Genomic DNA, 23830 nt, shown 5'->3' with positions numbered 1-23830 from the left:
AACCAACCAACGAAACTTTGTAACCAACCAATTTATAAGGTTTAGAAACATTTAGTAAAATTCAAACATCCGCTCAATCTCCAAAATCAGCGAGAGCTTAAAATTTAAAAATCACAGCTTCCCAAAAAGCATTCCTAATCATTAAATAAAAACATCCCTATCCAAAGAAAAAAATAACAAATCATTAACTAAAATAGACACTGGATTTCATTTCTAAACCTCAATTTTTTCGTAACTTTCGGTGTTTTAAAAAAGAAAAAGAATGACTTCAAAGGAAAAAGTTGTTGCACTTCGTGAAGAAATGCAGAAAAGTAATGTTGATGCATTTATAGTATATTCTGCAGACCCGCATATGAGCGAGTATCTGCCCGAGGAATGGCAAGAGAGATCTTGGCTTTCCGGATTTTTGGGATCTGCCGGTTTTGTGGTAATTACCAGGGACAAAGCAGGACTTTGGACAGACGGAAGATACTTTACACAGGCCGCTCTTGAACTGGAAGGTTCCGGAATTGATCTTTTTAAAGATGGAATAGAAGGAACTCCCAACTATATCGACTGGATCATTTCTGAAATCCCGGCAGGTGGAAAAGTGGCAGTTAATGCTGTTGCAACTTCAAATGCCAATTGGGAACTGCTTTCTCAAAAATTGCAGTCAAAAAATATAAGTTTAGCAGATCTTCCGTTATTAAAGGAAATCTGGAAAGACAGAGGAACCCCTTCAAAAAATCCAATTTTTGTACATCCTGTGGAGAGAGCTGGAAAATCGGTGACCGATAAGCTGGGAGCCATCCGTCAGAAAATGGAAGACCAGGAAGCTACCGTACATGTTATTTCAAGTCTGGACGATGTAGCCTGGACCTCGAATTTAAGAGGAAGTGATGTAGAAAGTAATCCTGTGTTTTTAGGATACATTGTGATCACTAAGAATGATGCCGTATTATTCACGGATCTTGAAAAACTGGAAGTACCTGCCAGAAAGCAGATGGATGATTCCTTTGTGAAAATGATGCCTTACGAAGAGTTTTATAACTATCTGAGCGCATTCAAAAATGAAAAGGTATTGGTTTCTCCGAACAGTAACCAAATGATCTATGAAACACTAAAAGCTGACAATCAGTTTATAAAAGCGCCGGTTCCGGGTAATCTGATGAAAGCCCAGAAAAATGAAACTGAGCTGGAAGGATTCAGAACGGTTATGGTAAGAGACGGTGTAGCAATGGTAAAATTCCTTTACTGGCTGACGCATACGGCCGGAAAAGAAGCCATGAACGAATATTCCATAGGCAAAAAACTGGGAGGTTTCCGTGCAGAAGGTGAAAACTTTGTGGGCGAAAGCTTTGGAAGCATCGTAGGCTATAAAGATAATGGGGCGATCATGCACTATTCTGCAAAAATAGAAGGAAGCAAAGACGTTACGAATGATGCAACCATCCTGGTAGATTCAGGAGGACAGTATCTGGAAGGAACGACTGATATTACAAGAACTTTAGCTTTAGGAGCGTTTTCTGATGAGTTCAAAAGAAATTCTACTTTGGTGCTTCAGGGGCTGATCCGTTTATCTATGGTGAAATTCCCGAAAGGAACAAAAGGAGTTCATCTGGATGCGATTGCAAGACTGCCATTGTGGATGGAAGGAAAAGATTTCAACCACGGAACTGGTCATGGAGTTGGAAGCTTCATGAATGTTCACGAAGGTCCACAGAGTATCAGAAAAGACCTGAACGCTCAGGATCTTCTTCCGGGAATGGTATGTTCCAATGAACCGGGATATTATCTGGAAGGAAAATACGGAATCCGTCACGAAAACCTGATTGCTGTAAAAGAAGCAGAAAAAACAATTCACGGAACATTCTATGAATTTGAAACCCTGACTTTCTGCCCGTTCTTTAAAGATACAATTGTAAAAGAAATTCTTTCTGAGGAGGAAATTGCATGGCTGAACAGCTATCACAAGACTTGTGAAGAAAAATTAGGCCCTTATCTTGAAGGAGAAGTTAAAGAGTGGTTCCTTGAATTGGTGAGCCCGCTTTAATAAAGTGAATGGTGGAAAGGTCAATTTTGAATAGTTAATTGTCAATTTTGATATAACTAAAAGATTGAGCGTTACCCTTTAACCATCGGATTTAAACTTTGAACATTAATAATTGTTAGATAAATTCTTGAAGCCCTGCGGATTCCTCTGCGGGGCTTTTTCATGAATACAACCGTATTTTTACGGATATAATTTTAGGGATTCCCCTGACAGAAAGCCATACAGTGTGGTCTATCTTTGCATCAGTAACAAGACATCATTCATAACTTCATATACACTTAGTAAATTCAAAGCAGATAAAACCATTTCATCCTGAAGTGGTTTTATTTTTTTATCAAAAACCAGATTAACAAGAATAAAACGCTCGCTTAAGCGAATAAATTACGTTGATTCTGATGAAGGGGATGTATAGGCGCAGTTTCAAAAATTGGGTGCTAGGCAAAAAGAAACATTATAAACATTAAGAAATTAAGATCTTAAAAGATGGGTACTTAAAGAACTTAAAAAAATCAATTTATTGATTACTTCATTCATAGATAAGCGCACTGCTTAAATCCTTAATGTTTAAATTAAGAAATAAACTAAAGTTTATTGAGGTTAAGAATATTAAGTTTTTGCTTCGCTTAAGACGTACAACTTAAAAAATGATTTGATTTTTTATTAACTAACCTTACATCCTTCATTGATCTTAATGTTTCAAAAAGCATGAATGAGATCTGCATGATCAGAGAAATCTGCGAGAGCACATCAACACTACTTTTGTGGATCATCTCTGATTTGTTTAATTTCGCTGAAAACTATAGAAAACCAGACGGAATTCTAAGTTCTAATTTTGAAACCATGGTAGAAGATTTTTTCCGAAGCTTTAATATATTCTCCGAAGTTGAGATCAAAGAGTTCTTACAGCTTTTTGAAACCAGAAAAGTATACAAAAACGACTTTTTTGTACAGGAAGGCGAAAAATGTAAGGAAATAGCATTTATAGTCTCGGGGATTTTCCGTTCCTATTATATTTCAGATGAAGGAAAAGACATGACTTACTGCTTTCGGTTTCCCAACCAGTTGATGGCGGGCTATTCGTCATTTATTTCAGACTGTCCTAGCAGAGAAAATATGCAGGCCATTACGGATGCGGATCTGATGGTCTTAAAAAAAGATGCCGTAGATGATCTGGTAAAAGACGATCTTAACTGGACCAAGTTTCTCAAGATGATCGCCGAACAGGAGTATCTGGAATTGGAGAAAAGGTTTTTTCAGCTGCAGAGAGACACTGCTGCACAGCGGTATGAGGCTCTGCTGGGGAATCAACCTGATTATGTTCAGAAAATTCCTTTGCAGTATCTAGCTTCTTATCTGGGCATTACCCAAAGGCATCTTAGCCGGATCAGAAAAGAAGTTACGATCTAAAATCAAAATATATTTCTAGATAACGGGTTTGAGAGAGTTATGAGTTTCAGGGTATTTTAGGTTGCTGGTTTTTAGTTGCTGGTTGGTAGTTAAGCTAATAAATAATCGTCTGATATCTTGTGTCTGATATCTGACGTCTGAAATCTCCATTCAAAAATTCACCATTCACTTGCGAAGCAAAATTCACCATTGACATTCTTAATCTCAGTTGAAAGTCTGATGTCTGATGTCTGAAATCTGGCATCTAAAAAAACGTCTTAACCCAAACTCACATTAAATAAAAACCGGTACAGATTTAATTCATGATTTTTCGTTTTAGACATTTGTCCTACGCCAGAGTGAAGCTGCTCTTTAATTTTGTAAAAAAAATAGATGGAGCACAATATTCTGGTTATTGGAGGAAATGGTCTGGTCGGTAAAACCATTATCCGTATTTTGAAATCGCGAAACCCGCAGATACCCGTTTTTGTGGGTGGAAGAAAAGGTGGGGAAACAGGGCATGATCTTAGGATAGATGTGACTGATCCTGGGACTTTTCAGGTGATTTCTGATAAAAAAATAAGTCTGATTATTCTTTCGGTGAATGATCAGTCGGATCATATTCTTAAGTTCGCTATTGCCAACGGAATCGATTATTTGGACATTACAAAACCTACTCCTGATCTTGTCAGAGCTTATGATCTGGCTAAAGAAAGTACAGTAAAAAGCAGAATTGTATTCAGTTCAGGATGGATGGGAGGTATTGTCAACGGTTTGGTGAAAACGCTTGCAGAGACTGCAGATATTAGGGAAGTGAAACTTTTTGTCTATTATTCGGTGAAGGATCTTGCGGGAGAAAGCTCAGCACACTTTATGGCTGAAAACGTGGCGAAACCTTTTATTCGGTATGAGAACAACCTCCGCATTCCGATCAAACACTTCTTAGACTCTGAAAAATTTGATTTCTCTTTTGGAATCGGGAAAAGGGAAGCGTATAATTTCGATGTACCGGATCTTTATATTTTGAATCAGATTGAAAAAGTTCCTTCTGTCAGTGTAAAAATGACGTACAATTCAAAGTTTATAACCTGGCTTTTAGGCGCATTTCAAAAAATAAGACTTTTCAATATTCTGTCATTAAAGGAAAGAAAAATGATTTTCGGATCTAGTGGAAATGGCGATCAGTTTGTATTTGAAATTATGGTAAAAACGGTGACTGGAAGTAAAAAATTAAGTCTGCAAAGTACAAGGGGACAGGCGGAATTAACGGCTCTTTCTGCCGTGCTGCATACAGAAGAATTATTGAAAAATTCCCACGAAAATAAGATTTACTTCAGTCATCAGTTGCACCAGCCGCTGTCATTACTGGAGAAACTAAACACTTACGAAACCATCAATATACAATTTGGATCATGAAAAAAATAGTCATTATCAACGGGCATCCCAATAAAGATTCTTTCAATTTTGGAATAGCAAAAGCGTACAAAGAAGGAGCTTTAAACGCGGGAGCAGAAGTGAAAGAAATCACGATAGCTGAATTAAATTTTGATCCCATTCTCCATTTTGGATACCAGAAAAGGATGGAACTGGAACCGGATCTGTTGAAAGCCCGGGAAATGATTCAATGGGCAGATCATCTGGTATGGATTCATCCAGTTTGGTGGGGAGGATTGCCTGCATTGATGAAAGGTTTTCTGGATCGGCTTTTTCTTCCGGGATTTGCCTATCAGTACAGGGAAAATTCGGTTTGGTGGGATAAGCTTTTGAAAGGAAAAACGGCGCATATTATTACGACGCTGGACCAGCCGGGATGGTATTATTGGCTGTTTTATGGAAAACCGAGTGTGAATCAGCTGAAAAAATCGACGCTGGAATTCTGTGGAGTGAAGCCTGTGAAAGTGACTTATATCGGCATAATAAGAAATTCGACTGATATACAGCGGACTCAATGGCTTCAAAAAGTAAAGGAATTGGGGAGACGACTTAAATAAACCGTCATGGCGAGGACCGAAGTGACGAAGCAATCTCATTTCAAACATTTTAAAATGTGTTTGTGGTCTCGCGCAGATCTTGCTGATTAAGCAGATTTTAAACACGAATGGTCACTAATTTGAGGTGGCTTTAATAATGACTTGGGATTAAATTTTTATCGGAGATAAAAATCTTTGCGCCTTAAGAAAGCATTTATCAGTAAACATTGCGCCATTGCGATATCCCAATGAAAAATCCAAAAAGTTCCAATTAAAGCAATAGACAATCTGTATAAAAGACGCCATCAGAAATTAGCCTGAAAAATCGTAAATTTGCCCCATGAATAACGATACGATTTGTGCACTGGCTACGGCCAATGGAGTAGGAGCTTTAGGCATTATCAGAGTTTCAGGGAACGATGCTTTACCGGTGGTTCAGAAAAGTTTTCCGGGCAAGAAACTGGAAAAGCAGCAGTCTCATACCATTCATTACGGTTATTTTATGGATGGGGAGGAAGCGATTGATGAGGTGATGCTTTCTATTTTTCTGGCTCCGAAAAGTTTTACGACAGAAAATTCTGTGGAAATTGCTTTTCACGGCTCGCCGCACATCGGAAAACGTATTCTGGAAACCCTGATCAAAAACGGGGCAAGAATGGCAAAAGCCGGGGAATTTACTCTTCGTGCCTTCATCAACGGAAGAATTGATCTTTCTCAGGCAGAAGCTATTGCGGATGTCATTGCGTCTGAAAATGAAGCGTCCCGAAAAGTTGCCATCAACCAGTTGAAAGGGGGAATTACCAATGAAATATCGATATTGAGAACAGATCTTCTGAATTTTGTTTCTCTGATCGAACTTGAACTGGATTTTGCTGAAGAAGATGTAGAATTTGCAGACCGCTCAGCGCTGAACGGGCTCTTAGATAAAATTGAGGTGAAGCTGGATTCTCTGATCGAAAGTTTCCAATACGGAAATGCCATTAAAAACGGAACCGCGGTGGCTATTATAGGAAAACCCAATGCGGGGAAATCTACCTTGCTGAATGCCCTGTTGAAAGAGGAGAGAGCCATTGTGAGTAATATAGCAGGAACCACCAGAGATACGATTGAAGAAATTCTGCATATTAAAGGTCATGCATTCCGCCTTATTGATACGGCCGGACTTCGTGAAACTGTAGATGAAATTGAAGCCATCGGGGTAAAGAAAGCTAAAGAAAAAGTGGAGAACGCGAATATTCTGGTATACCTTGCAGATGCGGCTACCGAAGACTATTCCGAAGATATTGAAATGATCAGATCTTTACAGAGAGACGATCTGAAGCTGATCATCTGTGCCACGAAAATAGACGAAGTCCTCCCTCCAAAATATGAAGCGGTAGAAACTGTTTTCAGAAATGCCATCAGTCAGGACTTTGATTTTATCAGAATCTCAGCGGTAGAAAACCAAAATATTCAGGATCTTAAAAATGAACTGTCTTCCTACGTTGAGCAGTTAAAATCCCAGGAAAATAACGTAGTCATCACAAACCAAAGACACTTTGAAGCCCTTCGCAAATCTCTGGATGCGACCCATAAAGTGAAAGAAGCTATTTCTTTCCAGATCTCTACAGAGCTGCTGGCTTATGAACTCAGAAACGCCTTAGAGCATCTTGGTGAAATATCCGGTGAAGTAACGAATGATGAGGTGTTGGGGAATATTTTTTCGAAGTTTTGTATCGGAAAGTAACCACTACAAAATAAACAATTAAAAAACTATATTAATACACTTTAAAGCCTTATTTATAGGGCTTTTTCTTGTTTACAGATATACGTTTTCTTTTGCGTTGTTTTTGTTATAATCTGTACCTTTGTTGTACCTCGAACGGATTTTTAAGAAAATTCGATTTTTTAGGTTGTCACTTATACACAACTTTAAGCACTTTAGTACATTTTGATATAAAATAGAGCAAGATGAGTAGTAATATACAATTACAGCGGATTTGTGGGTATTGTAGTAAAGAATTTACGGCAAAGAAGTATTTCTAAAGTATGTATAATAACTGATGAAATTTTGAAAGTATTTTTATATTCGCAACAATAATTTTAACGAAAACAAAAGCGTAAGCTGTTATTTAGGTTAGAGAAAACCGCGAATTTTCCTAAACAACCTTTAAAATGACAGACTTACGCTCATGTATAACTTCTACGGACACGGGCGCTGTGTTTCTGGGTTGTTGGGTTCTTCGCGGTACCTCTCTGACAGATTGATCTTTGCTCCGCGCCTTTTGCATATAGAATAATAGAAATTTATTGAAAGCTGTGGTCAAAGTATCATGTAATACGACAGGTTCTGTCGCTATGACGATATATTTTTATGACAAAGAAATAAAAACATTAAAAAAACATGATGAAAACACATAACCGCTCCGGATAAAAGCACTCAGTAAAATCACTATCTAAAATACAGGGGTTTCCCCTATGTCAGAAACTCTCAATATTTTTTAAATTTGGGAACAAATTTCCAAAGATTATGAAAAATATAATTTGAGTTTTGTTAAATATCACTTCACTGTGATAATGAAAATTTAATTATATTTAGCACTTAAAAAAACAAAATCAATGAAGAAAAATTTATCGATACGGCTGTTTCTCAATGCTGCTGTGGTCGCTTGTTTGATCTCCTGCCGATCAGAGGATCTTCTTAACAGTAGTGAGGAACAACCACCTTCCAAGTTCAGAGTATTCACCGCTCAAGAAAAAGAAACAGTAAATTATGCGAAAGGCTTCAAAACCTTATTGGAACGCTATGACGAGATCAACAACGTCCAGCATACTGCTAAAGCCTTGAAAAAGGCATTTAAAAATTCATCAGAAATGGCAGATGAATATGTAGAACTTAATATCCGTTCTCAGGATTTCGTGACAAAGACAAATGAAAAATTCACTCTTTTTCCATTAATGAGAAACCGGAAAGTTGATGGTATTATTATTGCCATGCTAAAGGAGAATGACACTCAGGTAGAATTCCTGAAAATGGATACTGAAGCAGAGAATTACAATACAATGCTGGACATGTTCAAAGAAGCATATCTTAAAAACACATTACAACAAAGAATTGCAGCTAAAGCAAACGGGAATTGCAGTTCTGACGGATCACCTTGTGATACCGGTGAAGTTGTTATTACGATGCCTGGAACGGGAGGTACTCTTCCCGGAGGAATTTGGAACGGAGGACCTCCTCCTGGTGGGTGCCAACCTTATGATAACTGTCTCAATCCTGAGGGCCCAGGTGGAACAGGTGGGGGTGAAGGAAATGGCCCTGGGGACGGACCAAATACAGCTGCAAACCCATGTGAGCAAACAAAGAAAGTTATTACTAACGCTACATCCAAACCAGCGATAGATGATTTGAAAACAAAATCTACACAAGGAGGAGAAGATGGTTATAAAATTAAGGCAGACGGAACGCCTTCAAATGTAATACATGGTAGCGCTCACAGTGTAAAATTTGGAGATAAAACAGGTTATGCAGGTGGTTACCACAATCACACACCTACAGGAATACCAATGCTTTCTCCACCAGATGTAGACCAATTACTAGGCTTTGCTAGAGCACAACCTACTTCATCAGATAATACAGGTGATGCTTTTATGGGAATGGTAGCTCCAAATGGCATGCATTATGTTATTTGGTTTAATGGGACCTATCAAGATGCGTTAACAAATTTTTCACAAGAGGATTTGAATGCATACACAAAATGGTATCAGAGACAGGAAGCCGAATTATCAGATAAAGAGATAAGTGGGACAGCATATATTGATGGTAATGGACAAATAAATAGTGCTGGGGTAGAAAAACTTTTTTTTAATACGCTAAAAAAAATGGGATTGGAGGGTAAGGTTATTCTGAAAAGAGTAGAAAGCGACGGTACAATAAGTAGTATAAATTTAAACAGTAATAACCAACCAATTGCATCACCTTGTTAATTAAATTAAAAATGAAAATAATAAATCTTAAAATATTAATAACAGTCAGTTTAATATTTAGCCTTCTGTGTAAAGGACAACAAATATTACCGCTTCGAACGGCTGTAGAGAATGCTCCTAATTTATCATACTTACAGGATACTAATAATGAGTTAGCTCCATTTGTAGGTAAATATTTAGCAAATTACAATGAGAAACAGATCACACTAATAATCACTAAAGAAGATCATAAACTCTTTAATTTCATTGATAAAAACATCTATATAGACGTGCTATCTATAAGATATATTATTAAAAATTCTACAGGAGTTATTTTGCAAGATACTCAAAACATGAATTTTGAACCTAACCAATATAATCATACTATTTATAGTCAATGGCCTACTGCTGGTGGCACTATAGTGAAATTCCATTATGGAGGAACAAATTGCGGTGTAGGCTGGGGAAAAATTACATTAAAGAAATTAAACTCTACACAAGTTTCATGGGAGTACCTTCCAAATGATATTGTACTAGATGAGAATAGATGTCCAACAGGTACCGATATAAAAATTTATCTACCTGAAACGAAAAATTTAGTATTTACTAAACAATAGTGAGAAACATATTCAATATATTAGGAATCATTGTTGTGTTTTCTTGTAAGGCACAACAAACATTTTCATTAAATACATCTGATTATGATGCGCCCAATAATTCATATTTTAAAGATATTAATAATGAGTTAGATAATTATGTTGGAAATTGGGATTCTAACTTTCAAAATAAAATTATTCGTCTATCAATTTTCAAAGAAATTAAAAGACCATATAAAGCTTGGGGTAAAGATTTTTTTCAAGATATATTAATTGTAAAATTTGAGATAAAAGATTTAAGTGGGAATGTAATTCAAAGTACACTAAATAATTCTTATGCGCTAAATGAAAATGTTAGGAACATTATAATGAGTGCTGCAATAAATCTCAATGGTAATAATGAGATTAATCTTGTATATGCTGGAGGAAACTGTAGTGTAGGAAAAGGAGAAATCACTTTTAAAAAAATTAATAATACAGAGTTTTATTGGAGCTATTATCCTGGGACATCAACCAGAGATGATATTAACTGCCCTCCAAATTTAGACTACAATATTTATTTACCAGAGACAGAAAACTTAGTTTTTACTAAACAATAGTGAAAAGCTTAACAATAAACTTAAACTGCCCTAGAGGCGGTTTTTTTATTGAATAAATTTTAAAATGAGAGTTGAAGTAAATAATATTGGAATTAAATTTTTTCTATTACAGAGTATTACAGTTTTTTGTTGTGCTTCCGCTTGAAATATTTAAAAAAAATTATACAATGGTAAAATTACTAAAAGATGCGCTTGAATAAGAAAAAAAATTAAATTAGAGGGATGAGGTGGATTTAAGAGAACTGGAGAAGGATTCCTTGAATAAATATTAAGAGTTGATGTTATGTGCACTATTGTAATAAAATGATGGAAAATATCTATATTAAATAATCCCAAAAATTTCAACCATAATTTGAACTGTTTTGATAAGATTTGTATCTTAAAATTGTAAAGTATTGATTTTTAGTCTTAATTACTTTTTGTGTTGGGAAATAATTGTCTTTTAAATTCAAAAAAATAGTAAAAAAGGCGAGTTATATCTTGCCTTTTTTATATCAGTCTTACACCTTATTATAACTCGTAATCACAAACATAATCAAAGGCTCATCCCCAGTATTCTCAATAGAATGATACCCTATGGAACTAATCGCTGTAATATCGCCCTTTTGAAGCGCTTTTTTGCGTTCCGGTCCCTGGGTTCCGTTTCTTTCACGGTATTCTCCGGTTCCATGCACTACGACATACAGTTCCTGTTCGTTTCTCTGATTGTGGGTGTGAAATCCGGATTCATCACCTTTATTCAACAGAACCATGTAAGCAGCAAGACGATTATTCGCCAGTTCATTCTGATCGAACATCTGGATCATATAAACCGTTCCGTTTCCACCGTACATTTTTTCACGTTTATCGATGCGTGTAAGGGGACGTTCTTCCTTTTCAAAGGCCATTACATAAAGGTGGATGTATTTTGAAACCTCTTTTATAACGTGGTTAAATTCTGCTCCTTCAGACAATATAACGGTATCAGACATGTAGTTCAATATTTATTTTTAATGTACATCAATTTACCAAAAATTATACAGCGATGCAAGCAAAACAGTTTTCATTGAAGAAGTAACTATTTAACAAATCAGCAGCAACCTATACTCCCCATCATTTTCCACAGGAGCCCTATGAACACAGGGTAAAGCTTGCTGTTCCGGATGATCCACTGCGATTTTCCAAAGATGTCCTTTTTCTAAATTCACAGGTTCTGCATTAGGCTTAGGCTGATAATGAAGATCAAAGAAATACTCTTTCAGAAAGTCTTCAAATTCCTCTTCCAGCCCGTCGTGTAGTGCTTTAAGCTTTTCCCGGATCTCCGGAATCAAAACCTTTTGCTCCACCTGATCATTGGGCAAAATATCACTGGCAGTACCATGATAGGTGCATAAAAAAGTATTGGTGCCAACAGGCGAACGGTCTACATGATAAGAATATACATCGGTTGAAATAAAACCCAGCTCTTCATCCCGTTCATAATGTTTCAGTAAATTGAGAGAAGGCAGTGCTCCGAAATCGGTCAGTAACTGCAAATCACTTAGGATGGTTTCCCTTGCCAGATTTCCTTTCTCTGATAATTGCAGGGCTAAAAGGTCTTCAATAAACACTTCTGTAACATTCTCTTTTAATTGAAGTTGAGAAACAATTTCTTTAAAATCTCCGGTTAAATTTCTATGCCAGCAAACGGCATTCATAGCGCCCTTAAAATTGGTGTTAATAAGTTCGGAAAAAGAAGAAACCACTTCAATTTGACTGTTGCCAGAAAATGTATTGCTCATGCTGTTGAATAAAGTGACCATTGTTTAATTCCTTGCAAAAATAAGGAATAGGTCAGAAGATCATACTAAGATTCAATTTGTTTTTATAAATTCCTGCTAATCTGTTATATTTTTGTATGGCGCTTAAATAATTGAAAAACAATTTGTTGTGTGTTTTTTTGATGCCTGACTTAAAATTGACCTATTATTTTTAAGAAATATGTTTGAAAAAATAGAATTTTGTAAAAAGCAAAAACCTGATCATGAATCCTAAACCCAACATACAACTCAGACCAACGGAAGCATCCGACTTAGAGCACTTCTTTCAGTTCCAGCTTGATAAAGATGCCATCTACATGGCTGCATTCACCCCTGAAAATCCTACGGACAAAACCGCTTATCTGACCAAGTACACCAAGCATCTGAACGATCCGACTATCAATAATCAGACAATTCTTATGGACGATGTGATCGTAGGAAGTGTTGCGAAATTTGAACGGGAAGGCGACGCCGAAATTACCTATCTGATCGATAAAAATCTCTGGAGAAAAGGAATTGCAACAGCCGCACTTGAAAAATTTCTGACCATTGAAACTGCCAGACCTATTTTTGGGCGGGTTGCATTTGATAATTGGGGATCACAAAAAGTGTTGGAGAACAACGGTTTCATCAAAATCGGGACGGATCATTTTTTTGCCAATGCACGGCAAGTGGAAATAGAAGAATTGATATACAAACTCATTTGACAATTTAAGATATGACGATAGAACAGGTATTTCAGGACAAAACCATTAAGGCTAAAGGTAAAGTTTCAACCATCGGAGAATGGCTGATCAAAAAAGAGTTACCAGTTGAAGAATTATTGGCCTATGCTGAACAACAAAAAGCGACAGACAAAGCAACCTGCATTGAAGCCGTAGAGTATGCCACTAAAAAAGATCCGGCCATTGCTGATGAAAGTGTTTTAGAGTACGTTACCGGCACATTAAAAGACGAAGAACCCAGAGTCAAGTGGGAAAGTGCAAAAGTGATCGGAAATGTAGCAAAGCTTTTCCCGGACCAACTTGGCAAAGCGATTCCTCATCTTTTGCAGAATGCGGAAAACAAAGGAACGGTGGTTCGCTGGGCCACAGCTTATGCACTGTCTGAAATACTGAAATTAAAAACTGGAAACAATGAAAAGCTGTTGCCGGAAATTGAAATATTATGCGAAAAAGAAGAAGATAATGGGGTAAAGAAGAAGTATCTTGACGCATTAAAAAAAGTAAAAAAATAATAGACAAATCTGGCTATTATAAATCATTTTAAAAAAAACAAAAACCAACGCGGTAACAAAATATCAATGAAACACATTTTTAAACTGACATTCATTGCAGCGACCGTTTTCCTGACGGGCTGCCACTCATCTGCACAGCAAAAAGACGACTATTCAGCAAAAATCGACAGCCTGCTGAAGATCACAAATCCAAGGAGTTTTAACGGAGTCGTTTACATTCAGCAAAACGGAAAAACAAAATACGCGCAGGCGCATGGCTTTGCGGATTTCAATACAAAAACGCCTCTGAAAGTTTCTGACAAATTCTCAACCATGTCGATTGCCAAGCAGATTACAGCTACATTGGTCTTACAGGAAGTGGAAAAAGGGAAAATTGATATGAATGTGCCCATCCGCAAATATTTGCCAGATTTTAAATATTCATGGGCAGATACCGTTACCGTTCATCATTTACTCAATCACACTTCGGGTCTAAACAGCGATAATATGGACAAACCATTGAAGTTTAAACCGGGAACCGATTTCAGCTATTCCAATGTCGGATATTTTGTGGCAGGGCAGATTTTGGAAAAGCAGAGTGGGAAAAGTTTTCAGGAACTGGTAACAGCTTTGTTCAAAAGATGTAAGATGAATGACAGTTATTACCCGAATGAAGCGAGTAGCAAATTCTTAACAAAAGGGCACACCATCCGAAAAGACGGGACTGTCAAACTCAATGAGCAGTCGGGTTTCAATGCAGAAAATTATTTTGGAAGTCATTTAATTGTGACTGCATCTGATCTCGCAAAATGGAACGAATCTCTGCACAACGGAAAACTACTGAAACCCGCAACCTGTCAGCTGATGACCAGCTACGCAATAACAAACGGTCACCAGGTTTTCGGCGAAAAACCGATTGGCTATGGCTATGGTTTGAGAATTAATGATAAAGACAGCATTAAAGAAATTGGGCACACAGGTTTTCATCCGGGTGAAGGCTTTACAGCGGTGAATTTGTATTATCCAAAAACAAAAACAAGTGTAGTCATCATGGAAAATATAGCCAATGAAAATTTTGATATTGCTTATTATTTTGAGCAGCAAGTCAGAAAAATTGTGAGAGAAAGTCAATTTTTGAAATAGAATCCAATGAAAAAAATAGTATTCGTTTGCCTGACCTTCCTCTTTTCGGCTCAGGCATTGGCCCAAAATATAGATGATCTCAGTAAAGAGCTCAAACAAATTATTTCTACCAAAAATGCAACCGTTGGAATATCCATAAAAAATATTGAAGACAAAGATACCCTGAGTATTAACGGTCACTTGGATGCTCCAATGATGAGTGTTTTCAAATTTCATATTGCTTTGGCTACGTTAAATCTGGTGGATAAAGGAAAGATCTCATTAGCACAGAAAGTATTCATTAAAAAGGAAGATTTACAGCAGGATACCTGGAGCCCGATAAAAGATGAATATCCCAATGGAAACATGTACCTCACCATAGATCAGTTGCTGAGATATACCGTTTCACACAGTGATAACAACGGATGTGATATTCTTCTGAAATTAATCGGAGGTCCTGAAACCGTTCAGAAATTCATCAACCGTCAGGGAATCAAAGATTTTGTGATCAAAGTAAACGAAGAGGAAATGCGGATATGGAAAAACCTGTATATCAATACAACAACACCTTTGGCAACCACTGATCTGCTGGAGAAATTCTACAAAGGAAAAGTGCTGAAAAAAGCCACGACCCAATACCTCTATCAGATTATGGTGGAAACTTCCAGAGGACTGACGTGGATGAAAGCAGGACTTCCCGAAGGAACAGAACTGGCACACAGAACAGGGATTTCATCAACCAATGAAAATAATTTACGAGTTGCCATGAATGATGTGGGAATTGTAAAACTTCCGAACGGAAAGCACTTTATTATTTCAATTTATTTAAAAAATATAACAGAAAAAAGAGAAGACACCGAAAAGATAATAGCAGACCTAACCAAAGCTACCTGGAATTTTATGACGAAATAAATTGCTCAAGTATTGGAATTAATAAGTAAATTTCTTTAATAAAAATCAGGATATGAAAACAACCCCTGAACACGATCAGCGTATTGCCAAAATGATATTCGCGTCCGTTTATCCACACTACATCAAGAAGGTGGAAACTAAGGGCAGAACCATTGAAGAGCTTCATCAGGTGATAGAGTGGCTGACGGGATTTGATACCCAAAAGCTGCAGGAACTTATCGACGAGAAAGTGACTTTTGAAACATTTTTCAAGAATGCGAAACTGAATCCCAATGCGCATTTAATAACAGGCACCATTTGCGGCTACAAAATAGAGGAAATCGAAACCCCGCTGACCAAACAGGCCAGATATCTGGATAAACTGATTGATGAACTGGCGAAAGGTAAAAAGATGGAAAAGATTTTAAGACAGTAATCAAAATCCGGAACGATGGCAAAGACCAAAACGAACTACACGGGAGCAGATGTAGCAGATTTCATCAACTCCTATGCTGACAGCGAACAAAAGAAAGCAGACAGTTTCCGCCTTATAGAACTGATGCAGGAATGGTCCGGCTTTGAACCCAAAATGTGGGGACCTTCAATTATAGGATTCGGGAATTACCACTACAAATACACCAGCGGACACGAAGGTGATGCTCCTATTCTTGGATTTTCACCGAGAAAAGCTGCGTTTTCGCTCTACGTTTATTCTGAGACCGAAAAGAGTAAAACCTTAATTGCTCATCTGGGTAAATTCAAAATGAGCAAAGCCTGTATCTACGTGAAAAAACTGTCCGATATTGATACCTCCGTACTGAAGGAAATATGCATGGAATCTATAGAATATATCAACGAGCATCACGAATGTGCGTGCCGGGAAAACTAAACAACAATACAGGAATCAGGGGGAATAACCAGTCCTGAAGACAAGCTTTCCCCTGATTCCTTTTTAACAGTTTATAAAATCACTCCTGCAAATTTAGCTGATGGAAAAGATTTTAATCTAACACTTTTTTAAACATTAAGATTAATGAAAAATGTAAGGTTAGTGAAGACACAATCAAATGATTTTTAAGCTGTACGTCTTAAAGCGAAGCTCAAACTTAATATTCTTAAAAGCTTAACAGAAATCTTAATGGTTTGAATTTTTTCTCCCGCTGATTAAAAAGATCAGGCAGATTTCCCTGTTATGGTAAAAAAAAATCAGAGATTTTTACAAAGACTTAAGTGTACTTTTTTGCAATAGAACTTTAAACTTTAAATAAACTTAAGTGTTTCAAGAAAACTTTTGTGACTGATATTTTTTGTTTACATACGGCTTAGTAAAACGCAAACATCTGTGAAAATCCGTGCCATCTGTGATTAATTTTCCTCTATCATTTAAAATCAATTTCCTCTTGACATTAATATGGTTGCGTATTCTCGCCCTAAACTTTTTTAAACATTAAGATAAATGAAGAGAGTAAGGTTAGTTAAGAAAAATCAAATGATTTTTTTAAGTTGTACGCCTTAAAGCGAAGCTAAAACTTAATATTCTTATAAGTTTACTAATCCTTAATGGTTTAAAATATTATCTCCCGCAGATCTTGCGGATAAAGCAGATTAACAAACGTAAAATCTGCATCATCTCTATAATCTGCGTGAATTTAAAAAATCATGGCATATGCATTTTATTTAGTTTTAAAACTCTGATTATTTTTTCTCCGCAAGTTGTATTGATCAGCTCTCATTTTTCAATCTGTGGTAGGTAAATATTCAAAATCTGTACCTGTTACTTTTGAATGGGTAGCGGTATCTTTATTCATCTTAAATTTTGCAGCTCACTGTACGGAAAAAATAATTGCGTAGCCGTAACTGCAGATAAGAAATAGAACAGGTACTAAAAACAATACACACGATGGAGATACAAAATTCCACAACTCAGGATATCGGAGAGATTTTCAGGTTGTATACAATAGCTACGGATTTTCAGAAGCTAAAACATGTGGTTCAGTGGCCGGAATTTGAACGAAGTCTTATAGAGACAGAAATTGATGAACAAAGACAATGGAAAATCGTGATTGATGATCAAATTGCATGTGTCTGGGCGACTACATTTGATGATCCTCAGATTTGGGAAGAGCGGAACAATGATCCTGCGGTTTACATTCACAGGATTGCTTCAAACCCTGAATTCAAGGGACAAAACCTTGTGGAAGATATAGTGCATTGGGCAAAGGAATATGCTTTAAGTAACGGAAAGAAATATATCCGTCTGGATACGGTCGGCGAAAATCAAGGGTTGATTAGCTATTATACAAAATGCGGATTCGATTTTCTGGGATTACAGAAGCTTAAAAACACGGATGGATTACCGGCACACTATGACAATGCTTCCGTCAGTTTATTTGAGATTACTGTGAACAGCGATATGGGATAAATTCACAGGAACCGGTACAATATCCGGAACCTTAATTTGAGTTTTCCTGCCCTGAAATGAGCTAATTTTAATATCTTTAATCATCAAATTTTAAATATTAAAAACAGTAATTATGCAGATGAAACCATTAACATTAGTCCTAACCATTGTATTTCAGCTATTAAGCTTTACTGCATTCTCGCAGCAAAATGCAGGTTTGAATTCCTTACTGGATAAAAACGCGGAATTTATTTTTCCTCAGACACCGGACAAAATTTCGAAAGCACTGAATGTGAAAACTATTTTCTATGAAGATGCTAATGATGAAAAATATGCCAAGTGGATCACAAAATCAGGTGTGTTGCTTTATGCCAGCATTGGAAACAATAAAACGATTAACGAGATGTCTTTTGATATTTCGGATGATAAAGGAATCGTTGTTGAAGGACTTCCATATCAGCTTGCCCTGAACAAAACGACTCTTCAGCAGAGTACAGCCAAATTCAGTAAATATGGTGCTACAACAGAAAAGCTTGGCGAGTCCACGGAACTTCCGGGTGGCTCAAAACTGACGTTCAAAAAAGGAAAACACTACACCATCTTAATGTTCGACCGTAAGAATCTTTTAAAATCTTTATATCTTACCACGGAACTTATCGGTCCCGGTGTCAATTAATGCGAATATTCTTAAAACAGATCTATATTGATAAAAAAAAGAGTGGCTTTTGGTCACTCTTTTATATTTTATTTCTGTCTGCTAAAACGTCCTCTTATTCAGTGGTGAAGCCACATCTCTTTGCCCAATTTGAAACTAAAACATATTACTTTGAAACTTTGCATTAAATAAATTTTCACAAAAGATTTTAAAGCTTTTTTTGAGCAGGTCACTTACTACACTCATTAGTAGTATTCGCATTCAGCGAGGTTTTTTCATGAGAAATACGCAAACAAATCCTGCCTAATATCTATATTTGTACCGTTCACTTTTGAATATTTAGTTGCTGTGACAGTTGCAGGAACTTCATCATAAGCTGGAAACTAATTTTCTTTGAAAACAATTTATAAACAAACAGAAACAAAAAATGGATAAGATCAATGTACTAATTATCGTGACAGGAATCTCCCTGTTTATTTCATTATTTCTTGCATTTTTTCTGTTGACGGTCAGAACAGAATACAGGTTAAGCAATGCTCTTTTTGCGGCTTTTCTGATCGTGAACACAATGGATATCAGTGAGCCTTTAGTGAGTTTAGTAACGGATGGCCCTTCCAACTTGGGGATGTTGAGAAATACGCTGGCTTTCCTGCAGATTCCTGCTTTTTATCTCTATGTAATGTCTGTCTGTTATTCAGATTTCAGGCTTAAACCTAAACATGTATTACATCTGCTGCCGTTTTTAATGGTGAATATGATCTTGCTGCCTCGTTTTTATATGGTGGATGCCGCTTCCAAAATGGATTTTATTATCAACCGCCAAAGCAGGATTGAGCTGCAGGTTACCCATATTCTTTTCCATATTCAGTTTGTGGCTTATTTTGTGGCTGTTTTTGTCCTGCTAAGGAAAGCAAAAAAGCTGTATCGAGAGAATTATGCAGGGACCAGTATCAACTCCTATAGCTGGCTGTTTCAGTTTACATCTGTATTGACGGCTTTATACCTGATTGTCATTATAAAAAACATTTTTAAATTTTCAGATTATCCGTATATCTCCGAATGGATCAAAGTCGGAATTCTTGTATTCCAGCTGTTTATCATCTGCTGGTATTTATTGAAGGCATTGAATCATCCCGGCTTATTCAGAAATATCAATTCAAGATTAAAGCTTGTCTCCGATATCATTTCAGAAGAAAAAAATAATGAAGTTCAGACTGTCAGTGAAAGTGAACTGAATGAAGAGTTGATCAAATTAAAGAAATACATGGTTGAAGAAAAGCCTTTTCTTGACCCTTCTTTAACCATTCAGAATGTTTCAGACAGCACTCAGATTCCTGTCCGGGACCTGTCACTTTTAATCAATCATCAGCTGGGGCAGCATTTTTTTGACTTTATCAATACCTATCGAATAGAAGAGGCAAAAGTGATTTTAAAAGATCCTGCAAAAAAGAAGGTAACCGTTCTTGAAATCCTTTATGAAGTGGGTTTTAATTCAAAATCTTCTTTCAATACCGCCTTTAAAAAATATACGGATCTTACCCCTACTTTGTACCGTAAGCAGCTGTTAAGTAGTGATTTATAAAAAGTCGTACGTCCGAATACATTAATCGTACGCATTCTTTGGATTAAATGCGACCGACTTTTTTTACTCGGTCGCACAGGGCCGGTTTCTTTCCCAAATTTGTATCGAAATCAATGTTTAACAATTAAAAAACGATACAATGAAAACTACTCTTTATTTACTAATTTCTCTGTTCATCCTTTCGAGCTGTCAGACCAGCCATCAGGTTTTGTCGAAAAAAGAAGATTACACCTTTCTTACCGACAGCTTAAAAATAGACCCGCAATTAGAAAAGTATAAACTTCCGGGATTCAGCCTTGTGGTTTTTGAAAACTATAAGATCGTGTATTCCAACCAATGGGGTATAAAATCTGCAAATTCCAAAGAAAAGATAGATGAGAATACGGCTTTCTCTACAGCTTCTATTTCAAAACCCATCACGTCACTTCTCTGTCATATTCTTGAGGAAAAAGGACTGATTAATTTAAATGATCCGATTGATAAGTCCTTAAAACGATGGCATTTACCTAAAAGTAAGTTTACGGAAAACAACAGCCCGACCTGGAGACAGTTTTTTAATCATACGGCCGGTACCAGTCAGGGTGGGTTTGAAGACCATTATGAAGGAGAAACCATTCCGACCATAAAGCAGAGTCTTTTGGGACAGATTCCGAGATATGATAAAGAAATTGAATTTCTCTTCACGCCGGGAACCAGTTTTGCGTACAGTGGAGGCGGTTACGTGATTATCCAGATGGCATTGGAAGACACTTTCAACAGGCCGATTGCAGAACTGGCCAAAGAATATATTTTCTCACCGCTTGGCATGAAAAATACAACTATGACCCAGCCTAATGAAAAGGGATTTCCAACCAATGTTGCTTCTGTACATGATAAAGATGGAAAAGTGATTAAAACGGGATTACCTATCACGCCACAGGTTGGGGCGTCAGGAATGTGGTCTACACCAACTGATTTAGCTAAACTTTCCATAGAGATACAGAATGCGCTTCGAAATAAAAACAACAAGGTAATCTCACATGCTGTAGCCAAAAAAGTAACGGCGGTGACCGCTTTAAAAGATGCTGTTGGCGGATGGAGCTACGGTTGGCAGAAGTCTTTTGGCTATAGCGGCTATGACTGGTTTTCATGCAATGGTTCCAATACCGGAGTGGGTGGAAATGTTCTGGCTACGATGAAAGACGGGAATGGTCTTGTCTATTTAGCCAATGGCGAAAAACCGAACCGTTTTCCTGTAATGGGACAGACTCAGAAAAAGATCCTGACCCTGATGGACTGGAACAGCAAAGAATCTGAGGAAGAAACTCAGGAAATACCTTCAGATTTAAAAGAAAAACTCATCGGAACCTATGATGATTTCCTTTACGGGCAGGGAATGGATACTAAGATCGTGGAAAAAAATAACCGCCTGTATGTAGAATCACTCATATTGGATCATTTTAAAGGAAAAAATGACAATGAATTGGTTTATCTGAAAAACGGATGGTTTAAAATTATAGATTATCCGAACCCTTTAAAATTTGATTTCGTCAATGGAAAACTGAATGCTGTCACTCTAAAAAGAGATCATCTGAGTGTTAAAGTTCCAACAAAGAATAAATAAAAACGACTCGTTACTCTAAAAATAAAGGACTGTTTTAGCCTGTTGTATTCAAGAAATTATAATAAGATCTATTGAATATGACAGGCTTTTTTATGGTTTGCAGAGTTTTTTGAAAGGGCAGGAATTGAGAATTTTATTCTAAAGTATTTCCCATTTAAATGAAAAAAACTTATATTTAATATCTGTAAACTTAAAAAAACAACTATTTAGCTGCTGTCAGTTTCTTACATGGTACGGGTCATAGAATTGACTGTTTTCTGTGTAAATCACTCATTATTTTTCAATTAAGGAAGATTTCCCCCCTATTAGAGACATCAGCTATCTATTAAAATAAACAGGTATGAAAACTTACATCAATGAAAAAGCAGTTATTCTTTTATTCCTGATGTTGAGTTATGAATTGGGAGCACAGCTTCCGGCACCAGGCGGGGTCTCCGGCAATCTGCAGGTATGGGTAAAAGCAGATGCAGGAACGGGCACAGCGACAGACAATTCAAAAGTTCCTGTTTGGGAAAATCAAAGATCCGGTGGCGTCAATGGTATTGCGAATCAGGGAATGCCAGGTTACTATGCAGATCCGGGTGTTGGAGCTATACCGGCTTACCGTACAGCGCCTTCCATTCCGAATTTTAACTTTAATCCGGCTATTGAAATCGTAAGTACAAACGGATACAGATCCGGATACAAATTTCCACTGGGCTTTCCGGATAATACCACCAATGCCATGACTTCCTATACCCATCTGACGAGAACCGTTTCAGGCAGCTACAGAACGGTATTTGTAATGAATGGAACTGCCAGAAGTTCTAATGCATCTTCAGTAGCAGGAATATGGCAGTCGCCGTTTTTCGGATCACAGGGCAACCGGCCTGAGTTTTATAATGAAAAAGAATCCGGAGATGTGTTTTTTGGAACAGATATCATCAATACCATCGGGACTGATGTTCCCAGCATACAGTCTTATTATAACCGACTTTCCGGTGCTAACATGAACTATCTTTTTGGAAATAACGGCAAGGAATACGGTCAGCCATCAAATAATGTATCTTCTAATTTTAATTATCCGGGAATGGTTCTTTTGATGGATAATGACGGAGCCTCCGGCAGTACTTCTCTGGCCGGCGACAGGATTGGAGAATTTATTCTGTATTCTGAAACGCAGACTGAAACGGAAAGACAGAGAGTTAATTCTTATTTAGCAGTCAAATACGGGGTCACACTGGTTCAGCCCCAAGATTATCTGGCTTCCGATGAAACCATCATGACATGGAATTCCGGACTGAATACTTCTTTCAACAACAACATCTTTGGACTGGCAAAGGACGATGCTTCAGCATTGAATCAGTTGGTTACCAACAGCATCAATACCGAGAACAATATTATGCTTACGGTGTCCACGGACAATGATTTCATATCAGCCAATAGCAGTCCCGGCCGGCCAAATTTTCTACAGGATAAAACCTTTCTCATCATAGGAGATAATAATGTTCAGAACATTGCCTTGGTCAATAACGGGAGTGCAACCGGACAGGTGATTCAGAGGATATGGTTGGCGCAGAGAACAAATAATACGGGTTCTACATGGCTGCAGGCGAATCTTTCAGCCTATACAGGGATTGCCGCTACCGATCAGGTATCTATGGTAGTAGCTGATGACAGCGGGCTTTCTCAAAATGTACAGATTATTCCGGCAACTGGTTTTACAGGAGGTAAGGCTGTTTTTAATTATCCGTTTCCGGCGAATAAATATTTCACATTTGGAATCAATATTCAAACCCACTGTACAAAAGACCCGGCCGTGGGAACTCCAAACGAGATGACCAAATTTGGAATTACAGCCCAAAGCAACAAACTGCCGAACTGGCCTACAAATATTCCTAATGGATTTATGTCATTGGAATCCAGGAATAAAGGTTTTGTCATTACCAGAACCACTTCCGCCAGTATTGCTATTCCAGTAGAGGGCATGTTAATATTTGATACAGCAGATCAATGCTTTAAACTCTATAATGGAACGGTATGGAACTGCATCACAAGATCCTGTAATGATTAAT

Annotated in this window: 21 protein-coding genes; 19 read left to right on the top strand and 2 right to left on the bottom strand. The window is 37.2% G+C overall.

Going from position 1 to position 23830, the window contains the following annotated elements:
* Positions 1-262: 262 nt before the first annotated feature.
* From IW22_RS15865 to IW22_RS15830, 8 genes are all read left to right on the top strand, one after another.
* Entirely contained in the window at positions 263-2032 is a 1770-nt protein-coding gene (locus IW22_RS15865; protein ID WP_034728228.1) for an aminopeptidase P family protein, read from the top strand.
* An 840-nt stretch (positions 2033-2872) separates the two neighbouring features.
* Entirely contained in the window at positions 2873-3439 is a 567-nt protein-coding gene (locus tag IW22_RS15860) for a Crp/Fnr family transcriptional regulator (RefSeq protein WP_034728318.1), read from the top strand.
* 372 nt (positions 3440-3811) lie between these two features.
* A complete protein-coding gene (locus tag IW22_RS15855; RefSeq protein ID WP_034728226.1) occupies positions 3812-4834 on the top strand; it encodes a saccharopine dehydrogenase in 1023 nt (340 codons plus the stop codon).
* Entirely contained in the window at positions 4831-5409 is a 579-nt protein-coding gene (locus IW22_RS15850) for an NAD(P)H-dependent oxidoreductase (protein WP_034728224.1), read from the top strand. Before IW22_RS15855 ends, IW22_RS15850 begins: the two co-directional genes overlap by 4 nt.
* A 319-nt stretch (positions 5410-5728) precedes the next feature.
* Positions 5729-7114 (top strand): tRNA uridine-5-carboxymethylaminomethyl(34) synthesis GTPase MnmE, encoded by a 1386-nt coding sequence (mnmE, locus tag IW22_RS15845; protein WP_034728222.1) that lies wholly within the window; start codon positions 5729-5731, stop codon positions 7112-7114.
* 872 nt (positions 7115-7986) lie between these two features.
* Positions 7987-9354 carry a hypothetical protein gene (locus IW22_RS15840; RefSeq protein WP_034728218.1) on the top strand — a complete coding sequence of 456 codons (1368 nt, stop codon included), beginning with the start codon at positions 7987-7989 and terminating at the stop codon, positions 9352-9354.
* Between the two features lie 11 nt (positions 9355-9365).
* Positions 9366-9950: a hypothetical protein gene (locus IW22_RS23730; RefSeq protein ID WP_051891266.1), complete on the top strand. Its 585-nt coding sequence runs from the start codon at positions 9366-9368 to the stop codon at positions 9948-9950.
* The gene (locus IW22_RS15830; RefSeq protein ID WP_034728216.1) at positions 9950-10528 is read left to right on the top strand and encodes a DUF6705 family protein; all 579 of its coding nucleotides are present in this window, start codon (positions 9950-9952) and stop codon (positions 10526-10528) included. Before IW22_RS23730 ends, IW22_RS15830 begins: the two co-directional genes overlap by 1 nt.
* A gap of 500 nt (positions 10529-11028) precedes the next feature.
* On the opposite strand, the gene IW22_RS15825 is transcribed toward IW22_RS15830, so the two are convergent.
* Together IW22_RS15825 and IW22_RS15820 are read right to left on the bottom strand one after the other, a co-directional pair.
* Positions 11029-11499 carry a cupin domain-containing protein gene (locus tag IW22_RS15825; protein WP_051891265.1) on the bottom strand — a complete coding sequence of 157 codons (471 nt, stop codon included), beginning with the start codon at positions 11497-11499 and terminating at the stop codon, positions 11029-11031.
* A 90-nt stretch (positions 11500-11589) separates the two neighbouring features.
* Positions 11590-12288, bottom strand: a complete 699-nt coding sequence (locus IW22_RS15820; RefSeq protein ID WP_034728311.1) for a DUF1826 domain-containing protein — start codon at positions 12286-12288, stop codon at positions 11590-11592.
* 242 nt (positions 12289-12530) lie between these two features.
* Between IW22_RS15820 and IW22_RS15815 the strand changes: the two genes are divergently transcribed.
* From IW22_RS15815 to IW22_RS15765, 11 genes are all read left to right on the top strand, one after another.
* Positions 12531-13013, top strand: a complete 483-nt coding sequence (locus IW22_RS15815; RefSeq protein ID WP_034728213.1) for a GNAT family N-acetyltransferase — start codon at positions 12531-12533, stop codon at positions 13011-13013.
* A gap of 11 nt (positions 13014-13024) precedes the next feature.
* On the top strand, positions 13025-13543 hold the full coding sequence (locus IW22_RS15810; protein ID WP_034728210.1) for a HEAT repeat domain-containing protein: 519 nt from the start codon (positions 13025-13027) through the stop codon (positions 13541-13543).
* A 66-nt stretch (positions 13544-13609) separates the two neighbouring features.
* On the top strand, positions 13610-14665 hold the full coding sequence (locus tag IW22_RS15805) for a serine hydrolase domain-containing protein (RefSeq protein ID WP_034728207.1): 1056 nt from the start codon (positions 13610-13612) through the stop codon (positions 14663-14665).
* A gap of 6 nt (positions 14666-14671) precedes the next feature.
* The gene (gene bla, locus IW22_RS15800) at positions 14672-15556 is read left to right on the top strand and encodes a class A beta-lactamase, subclass A2 (RefSeq protein ID WP_034728204.1); all 885 of its coding nucleotides are present in this window, start codon (positions 14672-14674) and stop codon (positions 15554-15556) included.
* A 52-nt stretch (positions 15557-15608) separates the two neighbouring features.
* On the top strand, positions 15609-15971 hold the full coding sequence (locus IW22_RS15795) for a DUF2200 domain-containing protein (protein WP_034728202.1): 363 nt from the start codon (positions 15609-15611) through the stop codon (positions 15969-15971).
* 15 nt (positions 15972-15986) lie between these two features.
* Positions 15987-16424: a DUF1801 domain-containing protein gene (locus IW22_RS15790; RefSeq protein WP_034728199.1), complete on the top strand. Its 438-nt coding sequence runs from the start codon at positions 15987-15989 to the stop codon at positions 16422-16424.
* 1011 nt (positions 16425-17435) lie between these two features.
* Positions 17436-17957, top strand: coding sequence for a GNAT family N-acetyltransferase (locus IW22_RS15785; protein WP_034728196.1), 522 nt, complete (start codon positions 17436-17438; stop codon positions 17955-17957).
* Between the two features lie 118 nt (positions 17958-18075).
* Positions 18076-18612 (top strand): hypothetical protein, encoded by a 537-nt coding sequence (locus IW22_RS15780; RefSeq protein ID WP_131401746.1) that lies wholly within the window; start codon positions 18076-18078, stop codon positions 18610-18612.
* Positions 18613-19018: 406 nt separating this feature from the next.
* Positions 19019-20173 (top strand): helix-turn-helix domain-containing protein, encoded by a 1155-nt coding sequence (locus IW22_RS15775; RefSeq protein WP_034728193.1) that lies wholly within the window; start codon positions 19019-19021, stop codon positions 20171-20173.
* Positions 20174-20312: 139 nt separating this feature from the next.
* Entirely contained in the window at positions 20313-21776 is a 1464-nt protein-coding gene (locus IW22_RS15770) for a serine hydrolase domain-containing protein (protein WP_051891264.1), read from the top strand.
* A gap of 340 nt (positions 21777-22116) precedes the next feature.
* Positions 22117-23829 carry a hypothetical protein gene (locus tag IW22_RS15765; protein WP_034728191.1) on the top strand — a complete coding sequence of 571 codons (1713 nt, stop codon included), beginning with the start codon at positions 22117-22119 and terminating at the stop codon, positions 23827-23829.
* The last annotated feature ends 1 nt before the right edge of the window (position 23830 follow it).

Origin of the sequence: Chryseobacterium sp. JM1 (genome assembly GCF_000737715.1) — a bacterium.
Taxonomy (GTDB): Bacteria; Bacteroidota; Bacteroidia; order Flavobacteriales; family Weeksellaceae; genus Chryseobacterium.
The sequence above is the reverse complement of the archived record's forward strand: the minus strand, read 5'-3'. Positions and strand labels throughout refer to the sequence as shown.